Origin of the sequence: Nostoc sp. MG11 (assembly GCF_014904695.1) — a bacterium.
Classification (GTDB): domain Bacteria; phylum Cyanobacteriota; class Cyanobacteriia; order Cyanobacteriales; family Nostocaceae; genus Komarekiella.
In genome coordinates this window covers 1-18,617 of record NZ_JACXXN010000068.1, presented here as the reverse complement: position 1 = coordinate 18,617, position 18,617 = coordinate 1, and the positions used below count along the sequence as shown (strand labels likewise).

Sequence of the window (18,617 nt, the reverse complement as noted above, 5' to 3'; positions counted from 1 at the left end):
AGTTAATTTTATTGCAGACATCTTCGGAGTTGTTGCATAAATAATCTTAGTTCTAGAGAATTTTATCACTTCAAACCTTTTTTGCAACACAACCCGAGAAATTACACCGATTCCCTACATTGGTCAGTTAGGAATTTTTGAAGTGCCTTTGGAGTTAGTCGAGGGGGCAATCGCCTTATGAAATCAGTACTCTCGCTTTTCTCTGGTATCGGCGGACTATGCCATCACGGTATCTCTTGTGCTGGTTTATCCCATAAATTCCAAGTCCAGCAATTTGTTGAAATCTCCCCCTATTCACAATCAATACTGCGTCATGAACAACCAGACATCCCCATTCATCCAGACATCCGAACCTACCACTCCCACCCAGGACAATTCGACATTATTTGTGGAGGACTGCCTTGCCAGGGTACAAGTAACGCCGGAAATCGACAGGGACTACTCGACCACAGATCTGCACTCTGGACAGAACAATTCCGAATTATCAACCAGTGTAGACCAGCGATCGCTCTCATCGAAAACCCCACGGGTTTACTCCATCGCGGACTTGCCCAGATTATCCAAGACCTTGACCAAATCGGGTACGTGGGCGAATGGAACTGTATCTCTGCACAAGCAGTTGGACTTTCCCATCATAGAAAACGAATCTTCATTATTGCCTACCCCAATGGCTTATTCCACCAAATCGTCCCGACCGCCTGGGCAAACCAAATTAGAAATCAAATTACGTCACTACGGGAGTCTCATGAAGTCCGAAGCTATAAATCCGGCATTCTTGCGGTGGCTGATGGGATTTCCGTCGGGGTGCTAAAGGGCATTAAAGGCAATTACGATGCTCGTCGTGCTTACGGGTTGAGTTGTTCCCCACGACAAGCAGCGATCGCATGGAAGCGAATTGATTATTTGTTCAGTTTGTTGTCAAATCAGGAGGCAGTTACATGATTAACCTTATTCATACCCTAGAAGAGTGCTGGTATCTTTCGCCACCGTGGAGCAAAGAAATCCCGCCTCTGTCTGTTGGGCTGTTGGAAAGAGTTTACGTCACTACCACAAAATCATTCGGCTACTGCTGCGGTGTTGAATGGTTGCAGGATGATTGGAGCTATGCTGTTGCCCTTAATGATGAAATGGTTTATACATCAGCATTACAACTTCGTGGCACAGGAAAACTGCAATCAGGCATAGACAAGCCCGTATTCACATTAGGACAAAGAGTAGTATTTCGCTGTAATCAAGATGTCAGCAAACTTCGTATTGTCCAAGGCATTCATTTGATAGACGACTTCTGGACTTACACCGTTGAGTGGGCATCTCCATCGCTGACCGAATGCGATGGCAAGCTAATTACATCAGGCGAGCGTAGGGCTTGGGTTACAGATACCGACTTAGTGAGTGTGTAGTATGGCTATCTATACGTCGTACTACACTGGGACTATTAAGGGTGAGGCTGTTTCCATCTCGCTCTATCCACCTAAAAGATTCCAGGGCAGGCATCTACCATTATTTGCCCCGACTCCTGAACTGCTCAAATGGTGGAAATCATCGACTAAAGATGCTTCGGCGCAACAGGAGTACAAGCAACAGTTCCGCAATATTCTCGACTCCCGACAACAGCTGATTGATCTGTGGGTACGCAAACAGCAACAATCGAGCGCAGATCTCACCCTGTGCTGTTTTGAGAAATCTGGGGATTTCTGCCACCGGCATCAAGTGGGCGAAGAAGTAGTACAGACGTATCTACCAGAATATTGGGGCGGGGAAATTGGTACTTCTCAAAGACCTCTGTTGACTATAATTCCAGGCGGTAAAACAATCTATCCACCACAGGTCAAGAGTCTAATCGAAAAATGCCACGAGTCGGGCTATCCAGTGAGATGCGATCGCCTGTCTTGTGGGTATTATCAGGTATCGTTAGGGGATGAGGAATTGGGCGTGTGGTCGGAGTTGGGTTTAATGGGGGTGCTGTCGGGATTGCGACATGAGTTTTACTGCGAGTGGCTGCTGACAACTCTTGCTACTGCTGCCATAAGTGAAGTTTCAGTTACACAAGCGGTTACACGAAAGCCGTAATCCTCTGAACTGATTATGAAGCTGGGTAAACTGGACGATAACAAGAAAGTGGAACAATTAAGCTTGATATAAAAAAAGTGCAAGCTGTTATAGCCACAACTTTCAAGAAAAAACTTTGTTTAAAACATAAATGAACAACGCTATCAAAGAGATGAAAATTTGCGTCGGATACATCAAATTGGTCGCCAGCTTTTGGTCGCAAGAAAGCAGATATCATCGACGTTCTTTGTCCCAAACAGCTATGTTTCGACTCAAAATTATTTTTGGGGGTAAGCGAAGACGATGCTTTTTTGACAATCAAGCTGCTCTTGTTATTCCTGCATGCTGCACTTAATCGCATGATTCAGTTAGGCAAACCAGATAGCTACAAAGTGGAAAAATAATCATTAACTCTGCTAAGACTTGGTATGTCTTTTTTCTGTTTCATGCAACAAAGCCCTTCCCAACCAAAAGTATTCAAGTTATTTTTGCGTGGCTCCTTAGTTTTGACTGTGCAACCCCGACATCCTCACACCCTTACACCCTCTAATCCAGCCAGATTAGGGGTTCGCGCTTTTCAACCGTGTCATTCGTGTAAAGATGGATAAGGATAGATGATGAGAAAAATTAAAAATCATGCTTTGTACCCCGAAAGAAAAATTAGAAGACATCATTGACAATGGTTTAAAAATGGATATATTTGCAGTAGAACAATCAATATCTTTGTATAAGTTTATTAGTAATCAAAAAGAGGCATTAAACAAAGAACGTTTGGGACACTTGTTTGGAACAATACAACTACTTTTAGCAAAAGATTCCGTTCTTTCTCTTAATAAAATCTATGAATCGAATCTTAAATATGATTTAAAGAGTATTCCTGCTGCTATTAAACTAATAGAAGAAAATCTTGATAAATTTGAAATAAAATATAGACAAGAATTAGAAGAAAAACTAATTACATTGAATCTTGAAAGAAAGGCTCTATGGAATCTTGAAAGAAAGGATCTAATGTGTTTGACTGATTCAGAGCTTACAAAAATCGTTTGTAAAGAACTTAATGAGAGAATGCCGTCTAAAGAAGAAATGAAAGATATTAAATGTGTAAGGGATAAACAGTTGGCTCATAATGAGTCTATTGATGATACAAAAGTACCTTCAATATATTGGGAATTTTTAGAAAAATTATTAGAAAATGCACAAACTATAGTTATAGTACTTGGAAAACACTACACAGGTAAATATTATGAAATCAATGGAAAGTATGTTTTATCTTCTGATGCATCAGAAATAAGCCGTTCACTATCTAGGCTTTTAAATAAAGCTGGCATTGTTAGTTAGAAGTGTTTTTCACAATTGTTCGCAAAAAACAACGACGGCTAACCCAGGCTAGTAAATTTAGCTAGCTGGTCTTTAAATTGATATTTTGAGCCATCAGGTAAGATTGTTCGCTCATTTAAAATTGCTCCTTTTAATTTGGCACCTTTGAGTTCGACACCTGTCAGATTGGCATCTTCGAGATTGGCATTTTCAAAATTAGCATCTTCGATGTATCTCTGTTCATCGGCATAAACACCGTACTCGATTACGGCATTTTCGAGGTTGGCACCTTTGAGATTGGCATTTGTGAAGTTGGCACTTGTAAGGTAGGCACCTTTGAGGTTAGCATTTTCGAGGTTAGCACTTGTGAGATTAGCATCTTCAAGAGATGCCCCTTCGAGGAAGGCACTTGTGAGGTTGGCATTTGTGAAGTTGGCACTTGTAAGGTAGGCATCTTTGAGGAAGGCCTTTGTGAAGTTAGCATTTGTGAAGTGGGCATCTCTTAATTTCGTACCTTCGAGGTCAGCACTGGTGAGATTAGCACCCTCCAGGAAAGTGCCATTCAATTCAGCACCTTTGAGGTTGGTGTTTTCCAGGAGAGCACCTCTGAGGTTGGCATCTTTGAGGTTGACAACAAATAGGTTGGTACCTCTGAAGTTGGCATCTCTAAGGTCGGCATTTTCGAGGTTGGCACTTGTGAGATTAGCATCTTCTAGGTTGGCACCTCTAAGGTTGGCATTTTCGAGGTTGGCTCCTTCAAGATTGGTTCCTTCAAGGTTGGCTTTTTCAAGGTTAGCAGTGCTCAAGAGCGGCTTATCTAGAAGTTCTATATCTGATAAAAATTCAAAAAGAATTATAGTTCGTTTTTTATCTTCCCTTAACCTTCGTAGAATAGATAATGTTCTCGCGCGTGCTATGTCTAGAGCAACCTCTATTTGAGAGTATTGCGTGTCTGACTGTTTTAAATTTAGATTGAGCAATAATTTTAATTGTTTATCAATTAGTAGTTCTGACATACTATCAACGTAAGCTTGTAAAATTTCCTCTCGGAAATTATCATGTGCAATATTTTTTTCATTCTCAACCTCTTTTTCGGATCGCCTTTGTTCGCTACGTTCAAACTGGAACAATACAAATGGGATTGCAAGAATAGCAGCCAGATTCAACCAATCCCAAAGTTTTTTTGCTGATTCAAAATGTTCTGTTTCTATTTTTTTAAAACTAATAATTTTTCCATTTGTTATTGTTTTTTCTATACTTTTTGATTTAGATGAATCCTCTCCGAAACCGCTCCAATTAAACCGATAAAGAATAGGGATACTCACAAAAACTATTAATAGCAATAGACGGAACGTTGGTTTAATAGATAAAAATTTCAAAATATTTTTACTCATTTTGATTGCTTTGGTATAAAGCTAAAAGGGAAATATAATTCTCGCGGTCTTTGGAGGTGCTAATGGTGTAGCAAAGTTGAACAATTCTGATTAATCGGTCAATATCTTCGCTAAATTACGAGGGTGAGTTGATGATGCTTTAATCATTAACTCCCCTTTTCTCTAAGGTTTAGCAAAAACCATAAGTCCTAAAAATTCCTTTAAGGTTTCCCACAATGTTTTTTTACGTATTGACCGTAGTATAAGGGTTTGAGATTCCCATCTCCCTTTCAGCGAAACGCCTATATATGGGTACTTTTGCCAGTGCAAGCCAAAATTTTTGTAGGCTCTTATTTTTGCAAAGGTATTGATAGTAAGCTGTTCCATGTTCCATATCTAACCGGCAATTAGAATATGTAAGGATTCAGGTGTTTAAAACTGTCTCGGAGACTGGGTTTCAAACACCTGAATCCTTACGATTTTTGTAGTAAGTTTTTATTCATGCATAGTAACGATTACAGCACCTTTGAAAGCAAAATATGTAGTAAGCTACTTTTGATACTCATCTCTCAACCAGTCTAACCCAGTTCGCAACGCCGCAGAAGCGCAGAAGCACTGTAGTAAATCTTTTGTTCCCCATAGATTTCACCCATACGGCTGATTATACGGAATTGCCAGCATTTTTCGGGTGTGTAAAAAACTATCAAGATACTGCCCTTGATACAAATAACCTCATCAACCTTGATTTGTGACATTTGGCGGGATATCCGCATGGATAACTTTTGCGAGTAGATAAAATTTGTTTTGTAGTAACATTTAGCACTGTGATACATCAATTACCAAAGGAATAAAAGCCTGGAACACGTTGCATACAAATTGAATTGAGTTTTGATAGTTGGTATACCTGTAGTATCATTCTTAATTGGATGATGCAAGGAGATGTTAATGTGTTGACTACATTTTGGTGATTGATTTTACTAAAATGTAGTTTTGCCTTGTATCTAATAGCAATAATACAAACATGCTTTGCAGCATAGTGTTAAAAGAAGCAAATAGGGATTGAGCCGCTGAAGAGTGAAAAGTCAGAGCAAGCATTTTCTCTATCACTAGAATGATGAATATCTTTGAAATCACAAACATCATGTGACTTGAAAAGGTATAAAACATCAAATAGGAGACTGTTGTGGCTGAACAATTCAAAATAGGCGATAAGGTTGAATGGAAAGCTCTACAAGGCATGAAAACTGGCGAAGTAGTACAAAAGCTCACTTTACCGACAAACTTGAGAGGAAACCATATCGCTGCAACTGTGGATAACCCAGAGTATGTAGTCAAAAGTGATCAGACAGGAAACGAAGCTGCTCACAAGCCGGATACCCTCAAGAAAGTAGAAGAGTAATGCTCAGGTATAAGTCACAAGTTTATTTGTAAATACTATCTAATGGTGGGCAATTGTCAGATACTCCTTAAAAAGTAGTACTCCCATTCTTAAATAGTGGCAATTGAATCACTTGTGATTGTCTTATGTTATCCAGATTAGACAAGGAAATGCCCAGTAATCTAATACTGCGATTCTCCAGATCAATCGACTCAAACAGTGTTTTGGCTATCTCAAAAATCATATCCAGTTCACTGATGGGAGCAAGCATTGTCTTACTGCGGGTTAACTGGCGATAATCGGAGAACTTGACTTTCAACGTTAATGTGCGCCCCCGTGTTTCATGCTGCTCTAACCGCTGCTCCACAAAAGAGGCAATCTGTTCGTGTTCTTGCAACATCTGACCGACATCGCTTAAGTCCTGTGCAAATGAGGTTTCTGCACCTATGGATTTCCGAACCCGATTTGGCTCAACTGGCCGGTCATCTTCCGCTCTGGCAATTTTGTAGTAATAATGACTAGCTTTCCCAAAGTGGTGTGTTAGCTCTGAGAGTGATCGCCCCTTTAAGTCTGCACCACTATGAATACCCAGTGAGTGCATTCTAGTCGCTGTCACCTCTCCAATACCGTGAAACTTTTCAATCGACAGCTGCTCTACAAAGGCAATTGCTTGCTCTGGTAAAATAACCGTTAGTCCGTTGGGTTTATTCTGTCCTGATGCCATTTTTGCAAGGAACTTATTAATGGATACACCCGCAGTTGCCGTTAACTTTGTTTCTTTTAAAATTGCTGTTTTGATTAATCTTGCGATAGTAGAAGCGTACGGGATGTTTTGCTTATTTTCAGTAACATCTAGATATGCTTCATCTAACGCAACCCCTTCCACCAAATCACTGTAGCGTTTGAATTGGGCGTGGATTGCAGCGGAAATCTCTCGATAGATATCAAATCTTGGTCTGACAAAGATTAGTCCAGGACAACGAGTGATCGCAACTACTGAAGGCATCGCAGAGTGAATACCAAATTTTCTGGCTTCATAGCTGGCTGCTGCTACCACGCCTCGTTGGTTCGGACTACCACCGACTACTAGCGGTTTGCCTCGGTAGCTAGGGTTGTCCCGCTGTTCTACTGATGCGTAGAAAGCGTCCATATCTACGTGAATAATCTTGCTTATCTGGTTGCCCATTAAACCAACAGAAAATTTCTAACAGCGATCGCTTTTCTCAAAACAAGCTTCGTTAACAGGGGACGGGAGCGTTAAGCATACTACTACGCAAGAAAACAAGATGCTATACTAACAATTTTATAGTGCTAATGTACTATAAAATTTGAGAATTCTGTCCATTCAATTCCACTACAAGCAGCCGCATGGAATTGTCATAGTAGAAAGCGAACGCTTACGTTGATTCATTTATTACAAATGTATTTGCTTATGGTGTAAGTAAAGCCAAGCAAAAGTTCTCAACCGCAATTGTTAACAATATTGTTATATAGTTCTTGATTATATTTATGTATTCTTCACCGAAAAATCGAAATTACTAATTAAGCTATAGATATACAGACGATAACTATATTGAACTCTATAAACTAGTCGTAGCTAACGCCTTTACAGAGATCTCTGGAGGCATTTTAGCATTTAATTATATTGCTATTATTTGCGTAATTAAATGTCTTACTTATTCATTAACTAACTTGTAGTCCCAGGTATAAAACCCAATTTGATCAGGCACTCTAGTGAATCGTCCTGTCCGATGACCAAACAATTCGCAATTCGCAATGGGCTAACGCCCCGCTCCGAAGATCGCAATTCGCAATTGTTTTTAACTGCGAATTGCGAATTGGAAATTGCGAATTGCCAATATTCGCCCCAGGTCAAGAGTCTAATCGAAAAATGCCACGAGCCCGGCTTTCCAGTAAGATGCGTTCCCGCTTCGGGTTGCCGTAGGCATCGCCTAGAGTGCGGGTACTACCGGGTATCTCTGCATGGTAAAGATTTGGGCGAATGGTCAGAGTTGGGATTGCTGGGGGTACTTTCAGGGTTGCAACAGGAGTTCTATCGGGGGCGGCGGCTGCCGGGGTTGGCGGCGGCGATGTCAGACTGACGGTGGAGTGTCTTTTGGGGGCGAGGGGTGGGCGGTTGAGTTTAATTGGGAAAGCAAACTTTCAGGTACGTTTCTTGCTGTATTTAATCTTTCCACATTATCCCAGGTTGTATCTTCATCCCAAATAATATTACTAAGATTAGCGCCATCGAGGTGAGCGCCCAAGAGGTTAGTGCGTGAGAGATTAGCGACATCAAGGTTAGCGCCATCGAGGTTAGCGCGTGAGAGGTTAGCGTCATAAAGGTTAGCGTCATAAAGGTTAGCTTCATCAAGATTAGCGCCATTGAGGTTAGCGCGTGAGAGGTTAGCACCATTGAGGTTAGCGTGTGAGAGGTTAGCGCCATCGAGGTTAGCGCGTGAGAGGTTAGCGCCAAAGAGGTCAGCGCCATCGAGGTTAGCGCGTGAGAGGTCAGCGCCAAAGAGGTCAGCGCCAAAGAGGTCAGCGCCAAAGAGGTCAGCGCCAGCGAGGTGAGCACCATCGAGGTTAGCGCGTGAGAGGTGAGCGCCAAAGAGGTCAGCGCGAGAGAGGTCAGCGCGAGAGAGGTTAGCGCGAGAGAGGTTAGCGCGAGAGAGGTTAGCGCGAGAGAGGTTAGCGCCAAAGAGGTCAGCGGCAGAAAGGAAATAACCAATAGTTGATGAAAAAGTACTTAAATCAACGCTGTTGCTGTAACTTATGATACGCAGTAATCGTTCGGGATCAAAATTATCGCTGTCTGCCTCGCCACAGGGAAGAAAAGCAACTTTGTCCTTTAGTTCATCTTGAGTCTGAGCATAACGATGTAACTCTAACAGAAGAATCATTACATTCAGACCTGTATATATATCAACTTGTCGCTGACCTAAGTTCCTACCTCCCCGTTTTTCTAGATTTCGCGCTTTTTGTTGAGGCAATGTTGTTCCTTCATGTAAATCTATAAATCCTCCTTGACACCAATCTAGATAAAATTTGTTTAATCGCTGTAAAAGTTCTTGAGGTTTAAATTCACTGCTAGCCCTTAATAAGGCCATCAAATACTCTATAATTTCTGGTGTTAATCCACCATATCCAAGTAAGTCATAAATTTCCCCACACAATTCTTGATCATTAACATTAAAGGGTTTACCTCGTTTACCTAGTTCAGTCCAATCCTCAATGCTTCGTTTGAGGCGTTCAGCACAGAGAAATTCACTAAAACTTTTATGAAAAAATTCAACACCACCGCTATCATTTGATTTGATGTAAAAAGCACCTAATGCAGTTTTTAGTGCTTCTCCTCCTAGTTTTTCCTCAGCTTTAGCGATGAGTTCTTTTGCCTCATAATCTTGTTCTAGACGTGATTTTACCATTTCCATAGAAGCGCTTTCTCCCCCTGACTGCACTACACATACTGCTGCTTCTGCTAATATTCGCCGTAATGCTTCTGGGTTTTGTCCGGTAAGTTCTTTATTTAAATCTGGGTAACGACGATCAGACCGTTGTTCGGTTAATACCCATTTTAATGCTTGCTCGTAGACTAATATTTTAGCTGCTGTACCAGTAGCTTGCTTGAACTCGTTAATATCTAATTCATTGTCACGATGCATTGCTGTCAGTAGATACAGCAAAAGTGGCTCTTTTGCTAATTCCTTTACTTGCTCTGGGCAAGAAGATTGGTTATCTTGCAAAAACTGTTGAAATTTCGTTGTTTCATCCGTCGGAAATTGCCTACGCCAATTATCAAACCATTGGGCTTGTAATTCAATATTCATTTCGGCAATTTCTACCCGTTCCAGGTTGGGGGGTAAGTCCTCAATGCCATGTAAGGCCATTGCTCGACCTGTGATTATTACTTGGTGCCTTTTAGCATAATCTTCTTGAAAAGACCCTATTTGTCTAATAAAGCTTTTTACACTCGAATTATTACTACGCTCAATTCGTAGTTCATCAAAACCATCTAGAATAAATAAGAATTTTGTATCATTATCAATCAACCAATCATTTTTTAAAGCGAAATAATACTGTTGTAGCCTAGAGCTTAGAGTTTCTTTTAAACTTGGCTGAAATTCTTCTATATCTCGTAAACGAATTAAAATAGGTATCCATCTCTGATATAAGTCTCGGCGCACTAAATCAGCAAATATTCGACAAAAAATGCTTTTACCTCTTCCAGTCCCTCCTTGAATAAATATTACTTTTTTTTGGGCGTTAGAGTTTGTATCTAAAATAATGCTTTTAACCCAATCTTCCAAACTGAATGTCTTAGATTCTTTATCAATTTTGCCATTGTTATCTACTTTCATGGCATTAGGTTTGACATAAATATCGCTATATGTAAAAGTCTCCTTAAACACTGTCTCCTGGGGCTTTGGCTCAATTTTTTCTTTAAGATAATCTTGAATACTCTTATATTTTTTAATTTCTTCTGTTCCTCCATTTTTATACAAATCAGCTAGAGGTTGGGCAGAATCACCAGCTAATGCTAACGCTTTCAAAAAGTAGATTTTAGTATTACGAGCCACTGATTCAGTGAACTCTTGAGCCTCTGGTTGAGATAGTCCTACTAGTTCTAATTTAGTTAATAGTACTTCGTTGAAGCGTTCAGCCAAGCTAGACTGAGAAAAAGATGATATTACACTGTTAGTAATCTCATCCGTTAATTCAAATTTCTCTAATTTTTTTAGTGCTTTATCTAATGCTTGATTACTATCAGCATAACTATTCCACCTACCCAATACATATTTGTTATTACCTAAAACCTGTGCAAAACTTTCTAGATACGCTGCTTGACTAATAATGACTACGCAGTCTTCTAGTGTTGGCTCAGTATGGGTCTTTTCACGATAAAACTTTATAAGTGCGATCGCAAAAGGTACAAAAGGCAAGCCTGCACTTATAACTTGCACCTCTGCCGAACACAATACATCTAACAGAGGCTTTGATTCTTTTATCAAACCCATTAAAAAACTTATACTCTTGCCTTGTTCTTGCAGGGTCTTGGCTAATTCTAGAAATGCTTTACCAAACTCTGCTGTTTTCTCTACATTCTCTGTTAAGATAAATTCTTTAGCAGGAGCGATCAACTTTTTCGATAATTCTGATAAGGAGTTGAGCATAAGTTTAAACTTGTCCAATTACAAATGATTCATGATCCCTAAAGTTTGCCCTAGCCAGCTTTTGCTCGCAGAAATCTAAAGGCATAATTTAGCTGCTAAATATAAAGGTTTATGCTTGCTACACTTAGAGTATCTGTTTTTACGGGCTGTAGCGCAATATTGCTGTTACGGTGGGTAAACAACGCACTACACGAGAATTGCAATTGCTGCCAACGGGTGCTTGATTCAAGGGGAGCCACCTATACAATGAAAAACTGCCCTGGGGCATGAAGTCCAGAGCAGTGCTTGAAAAAAGGAAAATTAAATACCGGGACTTTTAAGCGTTGTCCCTTGGTTTACATATAGTGGCTTTGTTATGTAATATTCTTCAGCTAGAGTTTTCTGTTTTATGCAAAAGTAACCAAAAATTTTGAAACTCCCATCACATAAGAGTTAAACGCCAGCATCAACACCACCCTCAATGTAAGCAAGTTAAATGCGTGACAACGATTGGTTTACATTCGCCACTCTGCGGCATACCATCATCACCCCGAACAACTCCTCCACACAGGAACAATTATATGCGATGGCGTACCCGCCCACCATAGGTGATCGCTCAAAGAGAGTAAAGTGCGCTCAAGGCTGTCGTGAAGTACCGCAGACTACTGCAATGGCGGCGATCGCATATACGCACTCATCACTGTTCATCCCGCAACCACTCCAACCCAGTTTCAAACGCCGCATCAGCACTGTAGTATATTTTTTGTTCTCCGAATATTCCACCTGTCCGGCTGATGATGCGGAACTGCCAGCACTGCCCTGGTGTGTAAAAGACCATCAGGACACTGCCTTTGATACAAAGCACAGTATCAACTTTAAGGGAGAACATTTGTTACTCTAGAATGCTGTATCTGCAATTGTCCTCGATTTTGCAGACTAGGAACACAAATTTTCAATATTCCTCCAGCCTACGGTTGAAGTAGCGGTTGCTCAGACTGCTGAGTATTGCATTGAGCTAACTTACTGCTAACAAGTAAATAACTCATTCCTATCAATGCAAAACCAACTACAGCAGCAGCAGCAACAATACTCCAAGGTTGACCAAATAACTTTCGTTTGGAGGCTATTCCTAATTGTTCCTGTATATATTTGATAGTTAGAACAAAAGACTTGTGGCTGATTTCATGCCAAATTGTAATAGTTCCGCGTTCATCACTTTTTAAGTAAGCACACAAATGACCAGGGCTTGTTTTATCTTCTTCAATCAGAAGCGAATAACCATCAACTAGTTTGGTTATTAAAGTTTTGCGGCTTCCTAGCCGACGTATATTTGGTTGCAACCCATTTGATTTTAAGATATTAACTGCATCTTCCATTTCTATAGCATTTCTTTCTAATAGCATTTTGCACCTTTAGACCATTTGAACGAAAGCTTTTAAAATCTTATATTGATAATTTTCATCCTCAACCATGTTTGAAGTCGGAGTCACATTCCAAACAGTTTGAATAATATCATCAATACTTTTACCCTCTTTTTTCAATTTCTTCACTTGCTCTTTATCTTTATCAATAGATTCCTTAACAGCAACACCATTCTGAATTACTTCTTTTAACCAACTCCAATTATCACTCTTAATCCACCAGTCTATTGTTTGAGCCACGAAAGCAAAATTTTTTGGATAATATATATTTACATTGCCTTCATTTTTGGCTGCTTTTTCACCAGCATTTACTCTATAAGCACCGGACATCATATTCTTAACCTTATTAGTAAATGTAGTAATTATCCAAAAAACGCTTAGACCGTAAGATTCAACCAACCATTCTCTAATGGAAATTTTTTGATTTTCATCAAACAATTTTGAAACTTTTGAGGCATACTCTTCCCAAAAAGGTATTTGCCTTACCATTTCGCCTAAGTGAGCTAATCGCTTATTAATTAAGGTACACACTTGGAAATTTAACCACTCTCCTAAACTTTCATAGAGTTCTTCTGCCGCCAGATCATCACAAAAACTGTAGAACTCATGAAGCTGTTCTACATCTGCAAGGTGTAAACCTTTATGTTCAATAGGTGTTATGCCAGCAAGCTGAATCTTATCTTGAGTTATTAAAATTATGTTGTAGTCAGCACTATTAGATATTTTCTTATTGGTATTTGAAGGGATATTAGTTAATAAAATTTCTACAATATCTTCTAAAACAACTCTGCCATTAGCTCCTTCCCTTTGGGAGAAAACACGTACTATATGCTCTTGACGAACAAATACATTATGGTAAATGTTCTTATTCTCAACTAATTCCATATTTAACTTTCCCCATTGGTAATGTTTATACTTGCTCAAAAATCATGTGTAAGTATTGATTTGGCTGCCTATTTCCACTCTTCGCTTGTAGCTTTATTCACTACTAAATCCTCAAGCTTAGCCAACAATTTCAAAAAGATCGCATCAATTAATTTTTAAAAATTGCTAGCTAACAATAGAGAATGCTTTATGCTTATTCTTACTCTGGACTACCCAATACTTCAGCAAATAACATTGGGATAGTAAGCTGTACCCCTGCTTCGTGAGTACGGATAGGAATTCCTGATTTTTTAGATATCCATTTGATCCAATTCTTCAAAGTCTGTGAGCGGCGATTGCTAGTATCTGCTTCTTGAAATACTTCTGGGAAGGTAAGTTCTTTAACCACTTTATCGTTTAAAACTAGTCCATTATTCAGTTGAGATTCCTTTAAAGAAACTGCATCAATAATTCACCAAATAGGAGGATAACTTAGCATAGCTTCTATGAGGAATCTGACTTGTAAATCTTTATTAGGTGCTTCAGCTATCAATCTACCTTTTTGAGTTAATTCAGTCAGCCGCTTATTACCTTGACGCGTTACATGAATAAGTTTAAGGGCTATTAAAGCATGTTTTACATACTGTCCATGTCGAGAAATATATTCATCTTTCTTTCCTCTATGCCCTAGTTCGTAACCTAATTCGTATGAATTTGTTATCCCTTGATGAATTAGAGAAATAGCTTCTATTATTTTCTGGGGTTTATCATACTGAGGAATAGAATCTATACAATTTTTGTCATCCCAATCATCCTCAATCACAAATCTTTGCCTGAAAATATCTGCCGCTTTCATTTTTATATCAATTAGTAATACTTTCTTCTGCTCAAGGCAAGGCTTGTAAAATATATTGCAATACAATCCAGAAATTTCGTTAGTATTAATATCGTAAAAATTTGTTTTACTCAAATGTCCATCTTGTTTAAGTATTTCCAAAAAATGATTAATTTCATGGCAAACTTCAGGAGGATAATATTCTTCTAGATTTTTAATTTTCTTCTGAAGTTCTGGGGTAGATGCTATTTCAAACATTATTAATTCTCCTCTGTTAAACTTGCAATTTCAATAAGACCACTATGTATAGCGAGTAGTTTACCTGCAACTTCTGATACTGGAATTGAAAGATAGGTAATCAAGCGAGGGCTAACAAACGCAACCGCCCTACGCGTGTGATAGGTCACATAAATACAGTCAACATCAACTTGTAAACGCTCCCAGCATTCCGTTAAATGTAACCGGAAATCTGATAATGACATCTCTTCACTTTTGTTGATGGCATTATCCTCTAGGGCTTTTTCCAAATCTTTCAACGGAACTAAAAATCCAACTACTTGCCCGTAGTAAGTAGCAGCAATTCTTTTCATTCCTAATTGCACCTGACGCTTGAACTTAGGTAGGCTCTCTCTCAGGTCTGACAATGGAAGCTGCTTGAAAGAACTCACTAGGCTTTCCTCTCGCTCTATAGTACAAATATACTGACATAAACTCGTAAAACAACTATATTAGACAAATTAGCATTGTGCAACAATTTTAGCAAGTTGAAGTTGTTTTACATTTTTACGCTGTAAGCACTATCATATCAAACTTACAGCATATTAATTGATGAGCCTTAGTCATAACAGCATCGTCACCTAAGGCGTAACCTCATGTTTTGTTTAGGCTCGGTGTTGCTGCCACAGGTTTACGGGAATGGCTCTATCCAACCTCTGCTGTGGGAGGTGGAAGCATGACTGTGTGTGTATACTTCATACTACGCGGGTGCAATCAAGGGTGATGCTGTCTCTATCTCCCTATATCCGCCCCCGCATGGAAAGGCAAGTATTTACCCTTATTCGCCTCAACTCCCCAATTGCTCAAATGACTGATAATCCGAAATTGCCAGCATTTTCCGAGTGTGTAAAAAACTATCAGGATACTGTCCTTGATACAGATAACTTCATCAACCTTGATTTCGGACATTTGGTACTTTGATGATTGTGATGCGAATGGCACTAAGTTTAGTTATTTGTTGAGGTGATCTGGGGAAGCGGGGGGTGCTGGGGTAGACAAGAAAACAAGTGTATTCAAGGCTGTTGCAGTAGTAAGAGTTACTAAGAATTTCTCCTTACTCCCCCAGCTTCCCCAGCCTCCCCAGCTTTACAAGCGTGCCATTCGATTGTGATGCAGTCTCTACATTTTTATATAATTCCCAAATCACCTGATTAATAATAATTTCTACTGCGATCACTTAATTTGGCTACTCCCTTATAAATTACTTAGCAAAGCAGTCGTATTTTCCGCAGAGTTGCTGTATTCTATTGATTCTGTGTGATTTTTCAGTACTCAACTAGATCTCAGTTTTTATGGACAAGAAACTCATCAAAAAATCTGAAAAGCTTACCCTCAGACAGATGAAGGAAATAGAGCAAGCAGAAGACCAACTTCTTCAAGCTGATAGTGTTAATTTTTCACCTCCTATAGTTGAGGAAAAACCAATAATCATTCCAGAACTACGAGAACCTGACTATATTCCATTTCTTGATAACCCTCCAGTACAATCTGTGGGCAATTCCGGCTGGCAGGTTTCTGATATCTGGCGAGATATGCGTGTAGATGGTTTTTGTGATTAAGTAGCGTTTAGTTGAGAGCGATCACTTCAACGTGTAGTGGTAACTACGCTTAAACGAAAGGTTGGCTTATGTCTAGTATTAATTTGGAGTCCCAGGTATAAAACCCAATTTGGTCAGGCACTCTAGAGAATCGTCCGGTCCGATGACCCCGCGATAATTCATTCAGCACCTTGTTCTTGACCTCTCTAGCATCAGCTGCATTCAGTTCTCCATAAATTCCGGTAATTACTTCTGAAATACCGAAAACTTTACCTGCATTCTGTTCTAAAAAAGTAGATAAGGCATCAATTAAGAATTGTCCTTCATATACTTTGAGCATTGATATCTCTTTGGGCTGCGGCGGCTTGACTGGTTTTTTGTTTTTGCTCTTTGCTTGAGGTGATGAACTCTTTTTAGAAACAGAAGAAAGCAAACTTAAAGAAAGGGTAAAATATCCAGGTTGTCCTGGAACACTGAACCATTTATTACTTTCCTTACCCTGAGTCAGCGAAGATTGAACTCTACTTTTCACCACCTTAAACACATCAGGCTCTAACTCTCTGTAGAGCGATCGCACTATAAAATCTATGTGAACACTTGTGCCAATCTCTTCTGCCAACACCTGCTCAATCGCTTCTGGGCGACTTAGAGACTGATATTGAGGCAGCATGGGAATTTCTACCCCGTGGAGCGATGCCTTTGGCAACGTTAAGGACGAACGCTCCTGAGTTGATGTGTCTAGTAACGGGAATATCGGAGACTCTGATGGTTCAGGGGACATTACTGTGTTAGATTCTTCAGACTTGAAATCATCCAATTGCAACAGTTCCAGAGGGTTAGGTTCTTCGGGTTCATTATCAGAGTTATCACTCAGAAATAATAACGAATTTTCTTCTTCAGCAGCGGTAGATTTTTCATAGGCTACCTCCAAGGAGGAAGACCAATTAGACAGCAAAGCTTCAACATGAGTGAGACTATCTTTGGACTGGGTATATAACCTTTCATACTCTTTTACAAGAGGTGCGTAATAATCCCGCAATTTTAAAAGGGCTTCTAAGGCGTTTTGGGGAGGTGATAATGGCAAGAGAGTATTCATAAAAATTAAAGATAATCACAGCTAATACAGTCATACAGTTATGATATGAAATTTAGCATTTAGAGACTTGATCATTTTCTTTAAAGAGATCTTGCCTCAGAACTCCCGCCTTCAGTTCTCGCTGCCTTTATTGCTAAGTCGGAGGTGATATTAATCATTGGTAATATGGAAAATGAGACTGTTATTTGTCGCCCGATTGCTTTGTCTAACCCTTATCCCTTGAGCATTAACTCTTCGCGTCTAGTGGAGTTAACCATTTTCACTAAATGCTGATTTAAGTAACTTTGGGCAGAGATATACAAGCTTTCCCAGATTTCTTTATTACGGCAGATTTTTGCACCGACTGTATTCCCGGCTGTTTTCTCTGAGATTAAATATTTGCGGAAATTGTTGCTCCATAGGTGTTGTAGAAAATCTTCGGCGAATTCCTCGAATGGCAGAATACAGTTGTAGTCTTTGTCTAGGAATACTCTGTAAGATGCAACTATCGGTAGCGCTAGTTCGGCTGGCGCTCCAAATCCGAACGAGTACTTACTGTCCGGTAGCAGGGTAGTTTTTCTAGTATCAATTGAGGCTAAGTCATTCATACCTTTTCTTCTGGGATTGGTGATATGTGATTGGATAATTTCATATAACCTCTGTTCTATCCACAGCCCTTGTGACAGTAGTGGCAGAAGAGTTGTGAACCTTTCTCGCTCTTTATCTGTGATCTGACTTGGGGTGCTACTAACTGGTGGGTGTTTGGTTCTTGTTCTACTGTCCGGGTTATATTTATTCCTGTCCAGGCAGTTAATCAGCTTCAGTAGGTGGCTGACATTACACTGAGCATTTTTCGGAACGCCGCTTTGATTCTGGTAATAGGCGATGCGGAATTTTGTATCAAGCTCTCGCTCTAGGTGAACCAAGTACTGCTTGATGAATTTGTAATCACCCCTGGCGTTCACCTTGGAGCGCGAATCCACAGGTGATGTTGTATTTGACGCCAAGGCTATGTCTTTGGCTTCATCTTCCAGCAGTCCAATGTGGATTGTAACTTTTACTCTAGCTTGGTCTAAGTTGTACTTATAGTTCCTAGCTTGCTCGAAAGCTAAAACTGTGTGTCCGCCATTAATGATGCCATCGCTACCACCCTCTGATGCTTCTTGTATCTCTAACTCCAGTGAAGTTTTATTTTTCTTGGGCTTCACTTGCGAGGCTGACAATACTATTCCACTGTGGCAGGAAAAGAACTTTTGGGGTTCGGTCGTTAATGAGTCGAAGATTTGCTTGTATGTCGCGCTTTTGCGGTTAGGTTCTCGGATGTTGGGTTCTAGTGGC

General features: G+C 39.8%; 19 protein-coding genes. 8 read left to right on the top strand and 11 right to left on the bottom strand.

All coding sequences use genetic code 11. The annotated features are described in order from the left end of the window. Nucleotides 1-177 precede the first annotated feature (177 nt). The 4 genes from HCR01_RS34235 to HCR01_RS34220 all read left to right on the top strand — a co-directional run bounded on the left by HCR01_RS34235 (nucleotide 178) and on the right by HCR01_RS34220 (nucleotide 3,387). Nucleotides 178-942: a DNA cytosine methyltransferase gene (locus HCR01_RS34235; protein WP_193200387.1), complete on the top strand. Its 765-nt coding sequence runs from the start codon at nucleotides 178-180 to the stop codon at nucleotides 940-942. Beyond that, nucleotides 939-1,400 carry a DUF1392 family protein gene (locus HCR01_RS34230; RefSeq protein ID WP_193200386.1) on the top strand — a complete coding sequence of 154 codons (462 nt, stop codon included), beginning with the start codon at nucleotides 939-941 and terminating at the stop codon, nucleotides 1,398-1,400. Before HCR01_RS34235 ends, HCR01_RS34230 begins: the two co-directional genes overlap by 4 nt. A gap of 1 nt (nucleotide 1,401) precedes the next feature. Continuing rightward, nucleotides 1,402-2,070, top strand: a complete 669-nt coding sequence (locus tag HCR01_RS34225; RefSeq protein ID WP_193200385.1) for a DUF488 family protein — start codon at nucleotides 1,402-1,404, stop codon at nucleotides 2,068-2,070. 615 nt (nucleotides 2,071-2,685) lie between these two features. Further along, nucleotides 2,686-3,387, top strand: a complete 702-nt coding sequence (locus HCR01_RS34220) for a hypothetical protein (protein WP_193200384.1) — start codon at nucleotides 2,686-2,688, stop codon at nucleotides 3,385-3,387. A gap of 38 nt (nucleotides 3,388-3,425) precedes the next feature. Here HCR01_RS34220 and HCR01_RS34215 read toward each other — a convergent pair whose 3' ends face one another. Then, complete coding sequence (locus tag HCR01_RS34215) at nucleotides 3,426-4,760, bottom strand: pentapeptide repeat-containing protein (RefSeq protein ID WP_193200383.1); 1,335 nt, start codon at nucleotides 4,758-4,760, stop codon at nucleotides 3,426-3,428. 557 nt (nucleotides 4,761-5,317) lie between these two features. Beyond that, the gene (locus HCR01_RS34210) at nucleotides 5,318-5,494 is read right to left on the bottom strand and encodes a hypothetical protein (RefSeq protein WP_226889927.1); all 177 of its coding nucleotides are present in this window, start codon (nucleotides 5,492-5,494) and stop codon (nucleotides 5,318-5,320) included. Between the two features lie 428 nt (nucleotides 5,495-5,922). Here HCR01_RS34210 and HCR01_RS34205 point away from each other — a divergent pair, with 428 nt between their 5' ends. Continuing rightward, nucleotides 5,923-6,138 carry a DUF2945 domain-containing protein gene (locus tag HCR01_RS34205; RefSeq protein ID WP_193200382.1) on the top strand — a complete coding sequence of 72 codons (216 nt, stop codon included), beginning with the start codon at nucleotides 5,923-5,925 and terminating at the stop codon, nucleotides 6,136-6,138. A 67-nt stretch (nucleotides 6,139-6,205) separates the two neighbouring features. Here the strand turns inward: HCR01_RS34205 and dinB are convergent, their stop codons facing one another. Both dinB and HCR01_RS34195 read right to left on the bottom strand, forming a co-directional pair. Then, nucleotides 6,206-7,303, bottom strand: coding sequence for a DNA polymerase IV (gene dinB / locus HCR01_RS34200; protein ID WP_193200381.1), 1,098 nt, complete (start codon nucleotides 7,301-7,303; stop codon nucleotides 6,206-6,208). 907 nt (nucleotides 7,304-8,210) lie between these two features. Further along, nucleotides 8,211-11,291, bottom strand: a complete 3,081-nt coding sequence (locus HCR01_RS34195; protein WP_193200380.1) for a pentapeptide repeat-containing protein — start codon at nucleotides 11,289-11,291, stop codon at nucleotides 8,211-8,213. A 475-nt stretch (nucleotides 11,292-11,766) separates the two neighbouring features. Between HCR01_RS34195 and HCR01_RS40605 the strand changes: the two genes are divergently transcribed. After that, a complete protein-coding gene (locus HCR01_RS40605) occupies nucleotides 11,767-12,171 on the top strand; it encodes a hypothetical protein (RefSeq protein WP_193200379.1) in 405 nt (134 codons plus the stop codon). A 67-nt stretch (nucleotides 12,172-12,238) separates the two neighbouring features. Here HCR01_RS40605 and HCR01_RS34185 read toward each other — a convergent pair whose 3' ends face one another. The 5 genes from HCR01_RS34185 to HCR01_RS34165 form a co-directional block, all read right to left on the bottom strand. Continuing rightward, nucleotides 12,239-12,673, bottom strand: coding sequence for a hypothetical protein (locus tag HCR01_RS34185; protein ID WP_193200378.1), 435 nt, complete (start codon nucleotides 12,671-12,673; stop codon nucleotides 12,239-12,241). A gap of 9 nt (nucleotides 12,674-12,682) precedes the next feature. After that, a complete protein-coding gene (locus tag HCR01_RS34180; RefSeq protein WP_193200377.1) occupies nucleotides 12,683-13,576 on the bottom strand; it encodes a hypothetical protein in 894 nt (297 codons plus the stop codon). A gap of 199 nt (nucleotides 13,577-13,775) precedes the next feature. Further along, nucleotides 13,776-13,964, bottom strand: a complete 189-nt coding sequence (locus HCR01_RS34175) for a hypothetical protein (RefSeq protein WP_193200376.1) — start codon at nucleotides 13,962-13,964, stop codon at nucleotides 13,776-13,778. Between the two features lie 63 nt (nucleotides 13,965-14,027). Beyond that, nucleotides 14,028-14,648 carry a hypothetical protein gene (locus HCR01_RS34170; protein ID WP_193200375.1) on the bottom strand — a complete coding sequence of 207 codons (621 nt, stop codon included), beginning with the start codon at nucleotides 14,646-14,648 and terminating at the stop codon, nucleotides 14,028-14,030. Nucleotides 14,649-14,650: 2 nt separating this feature from the next. Further along, nucleotides 14,651-15,058 carry a prevent-host-death family protein gene (locus tag HCR01_RS34165; RefSeq protein WP_226889923.1) on the bottom strand — a complete coding sequence of 136 codons (408 nt, stop codon included), beginning with the start codon at nucleotides 15,056-15,058 and terminating at the stop codon, nucleotides 14,651-14,653. A gap of 247 nt (nucleotides 15,059-15,305) precedes the next feature. Between HCR01_RS34165 and HCR01_RS34160 the strand changes: the two genes are divergently transcribed. Together HCR01_RS34160 and HCR01_RS34155 are read left to right on the top strand one after the other, a co-directional pair. Then, entirely contained in the window at nucleotides 15,306-15,587 is a 282-nt protein-coding gene (locus HCR01_RS34160; RefSeq protein ID WP_193200374.1) for a hypothetical protein, read from the top strand. Nucleotides 15,588-15,958: 371 nt separating this feature from the next. Beyond that, the gene (locus HCR01_RS34155) at nucleotides 15,959-16,225 is read left to right on the top strand and encodes a hypothetical protein (protein WP_193200373.1); all 267 of its coding nucleotides are present in this window, start codon (nucleotides 15,959-15,961) and stop codon (nucleotides 16,223-16,225) included. 49 nt (nucleotides 16,226-16,274) lie between these two features. Here the strand turns inward: HCR01_RS34155 and HCR01_RS34150 are convergent, their stop codons facing one another. Next, nucleotides 16,275-17,300 (bottom strand): hypothetical protein, encoded by a 1,026-nt coding sequence (locus tag HCR01_RS34150; RefSeq protein WP_193200372.1) that lies wholly within the window; start codon nucleotides 17,298-17,300, stop codon nucleotides 16,275-16,277. A 212-nt stretch (nucleotides 17,301-17,512) separates the two neighbouring features. Next, nucleotides 17,513-18,617: AIPR family protein (locus HCR01_RS34145; RefSeq protein ID WP_193200371.1), on the bottom strand; the 1,105-nt coding region annotated here is incomplete at its 5' end.

Excerpts from the sequence above, each read along its gene's own strand:
- HCR01_RS34235 (WP_193200387.1), top strand. The coding sequence starts at position 178 with ATGAAATCAGTACTCTCGCTTTTCTCTGGTATCGGCGGACTATGCCAT.
- HCR01_RS34230 (WP_193200386.1), top strand. The coding sequence starts at position 939 with ATGATTAACCTTATTCATACCCTAGAAGAGTGCTGGTATCTTTCGCCA.
- HCR01_RS34225 (WP_193200385.1), top strand. The coding sequence starts at position 1,402 with ATGGCTATCTATACGTCGTACTACACTGGGACTATTAAGGGTGAGGCT.
- HCR01_RS34220 (WP_193200384.1), top strand. The coding sequence starts at position 2,686 with ATGCTTTGTACCCCGAAAGAAAAATTAGAAGACATCATTGACAATGGT.
- HCR01_RS34215 (WP_193200383.1), bottom strand. The coding sequence starts at position 4,760 with ATGAGTAAAAATATTTTGAAATTTTTATCTATTAAACCAACGTTCCGT.
- HCR01_RS34210 (WP_226889927.1), bottom strand. The coding sequence starts at position 5,494 with ATGTCACAAATCAAGGTTGATGAGGTTATTTGTATCAAGGGCAGTATC.
- dinB (WP_193200381.1), bottom strand. The coding sequence starts at position 7,303 with ATGGGCAACCAGATAAGCAAGATTATTCACGTAGATATGGACGCTTTC.
- HCR01_RS34195 (WP_193200380.1), bottom strand. The coding sequence starts at position 11,291 with ATGCTCAACTCCTTATCAGAATTATCGAAAAAGTTGATCGCTCCTGCT.
- HCR01_RS40605 (WP_193200379.1), top strand. The coding sequence starts at position 11,767 with ATGCGTGACAACGATTGGTTTACATTCGCCACTCTGCGGCATACCATC.
- HCR01_RS34185 (WP_193200378.1), bottom strand. The coding sequence starts at position 12,673 with ATGCTATTAGAAAGAAATGCTATAGAAATGGAAGATGCAGTTAATATC.
- HCR01_RS34180 (WP_193200377.1), bottom strand. The coding sequence starts at position 13,576 with ATGGAATTAGTTGAGAATAAGAACATTTACCATAATGTATTTGTTCGT.
- HCR01_RS34170 (WP_193200375.1), bottom strand. The coding sequence starts at position 14,648 with ATGTTTGAAATAGCATCTACCCCAGAACTTCAGAAGAAAATTAAAAAT.
- HCR01_RS34160 (WP_193200374.1), top strand. The coding sequence starts at position 15,306 with ATGGCTCTATCCAACCTCTGCTGTGGGAGGTGGAAGCATGACTGTGTG.
- HCR01_RS34155 (WP_193200373.1), top strand. The coding sequence starts at position 15,959 with ATGGACAAGAAACTCATCAAAAAATCTGAAAAGCTTACCCTCAGACAG.
- HCR01_RS34150 (WP_193200372.1), bottom strand. The coding sequence starts at position 17,300 with ATGAATACTCTCTTGCCATTATCACCTCCCCAAAACGCCTTAGAAGCC.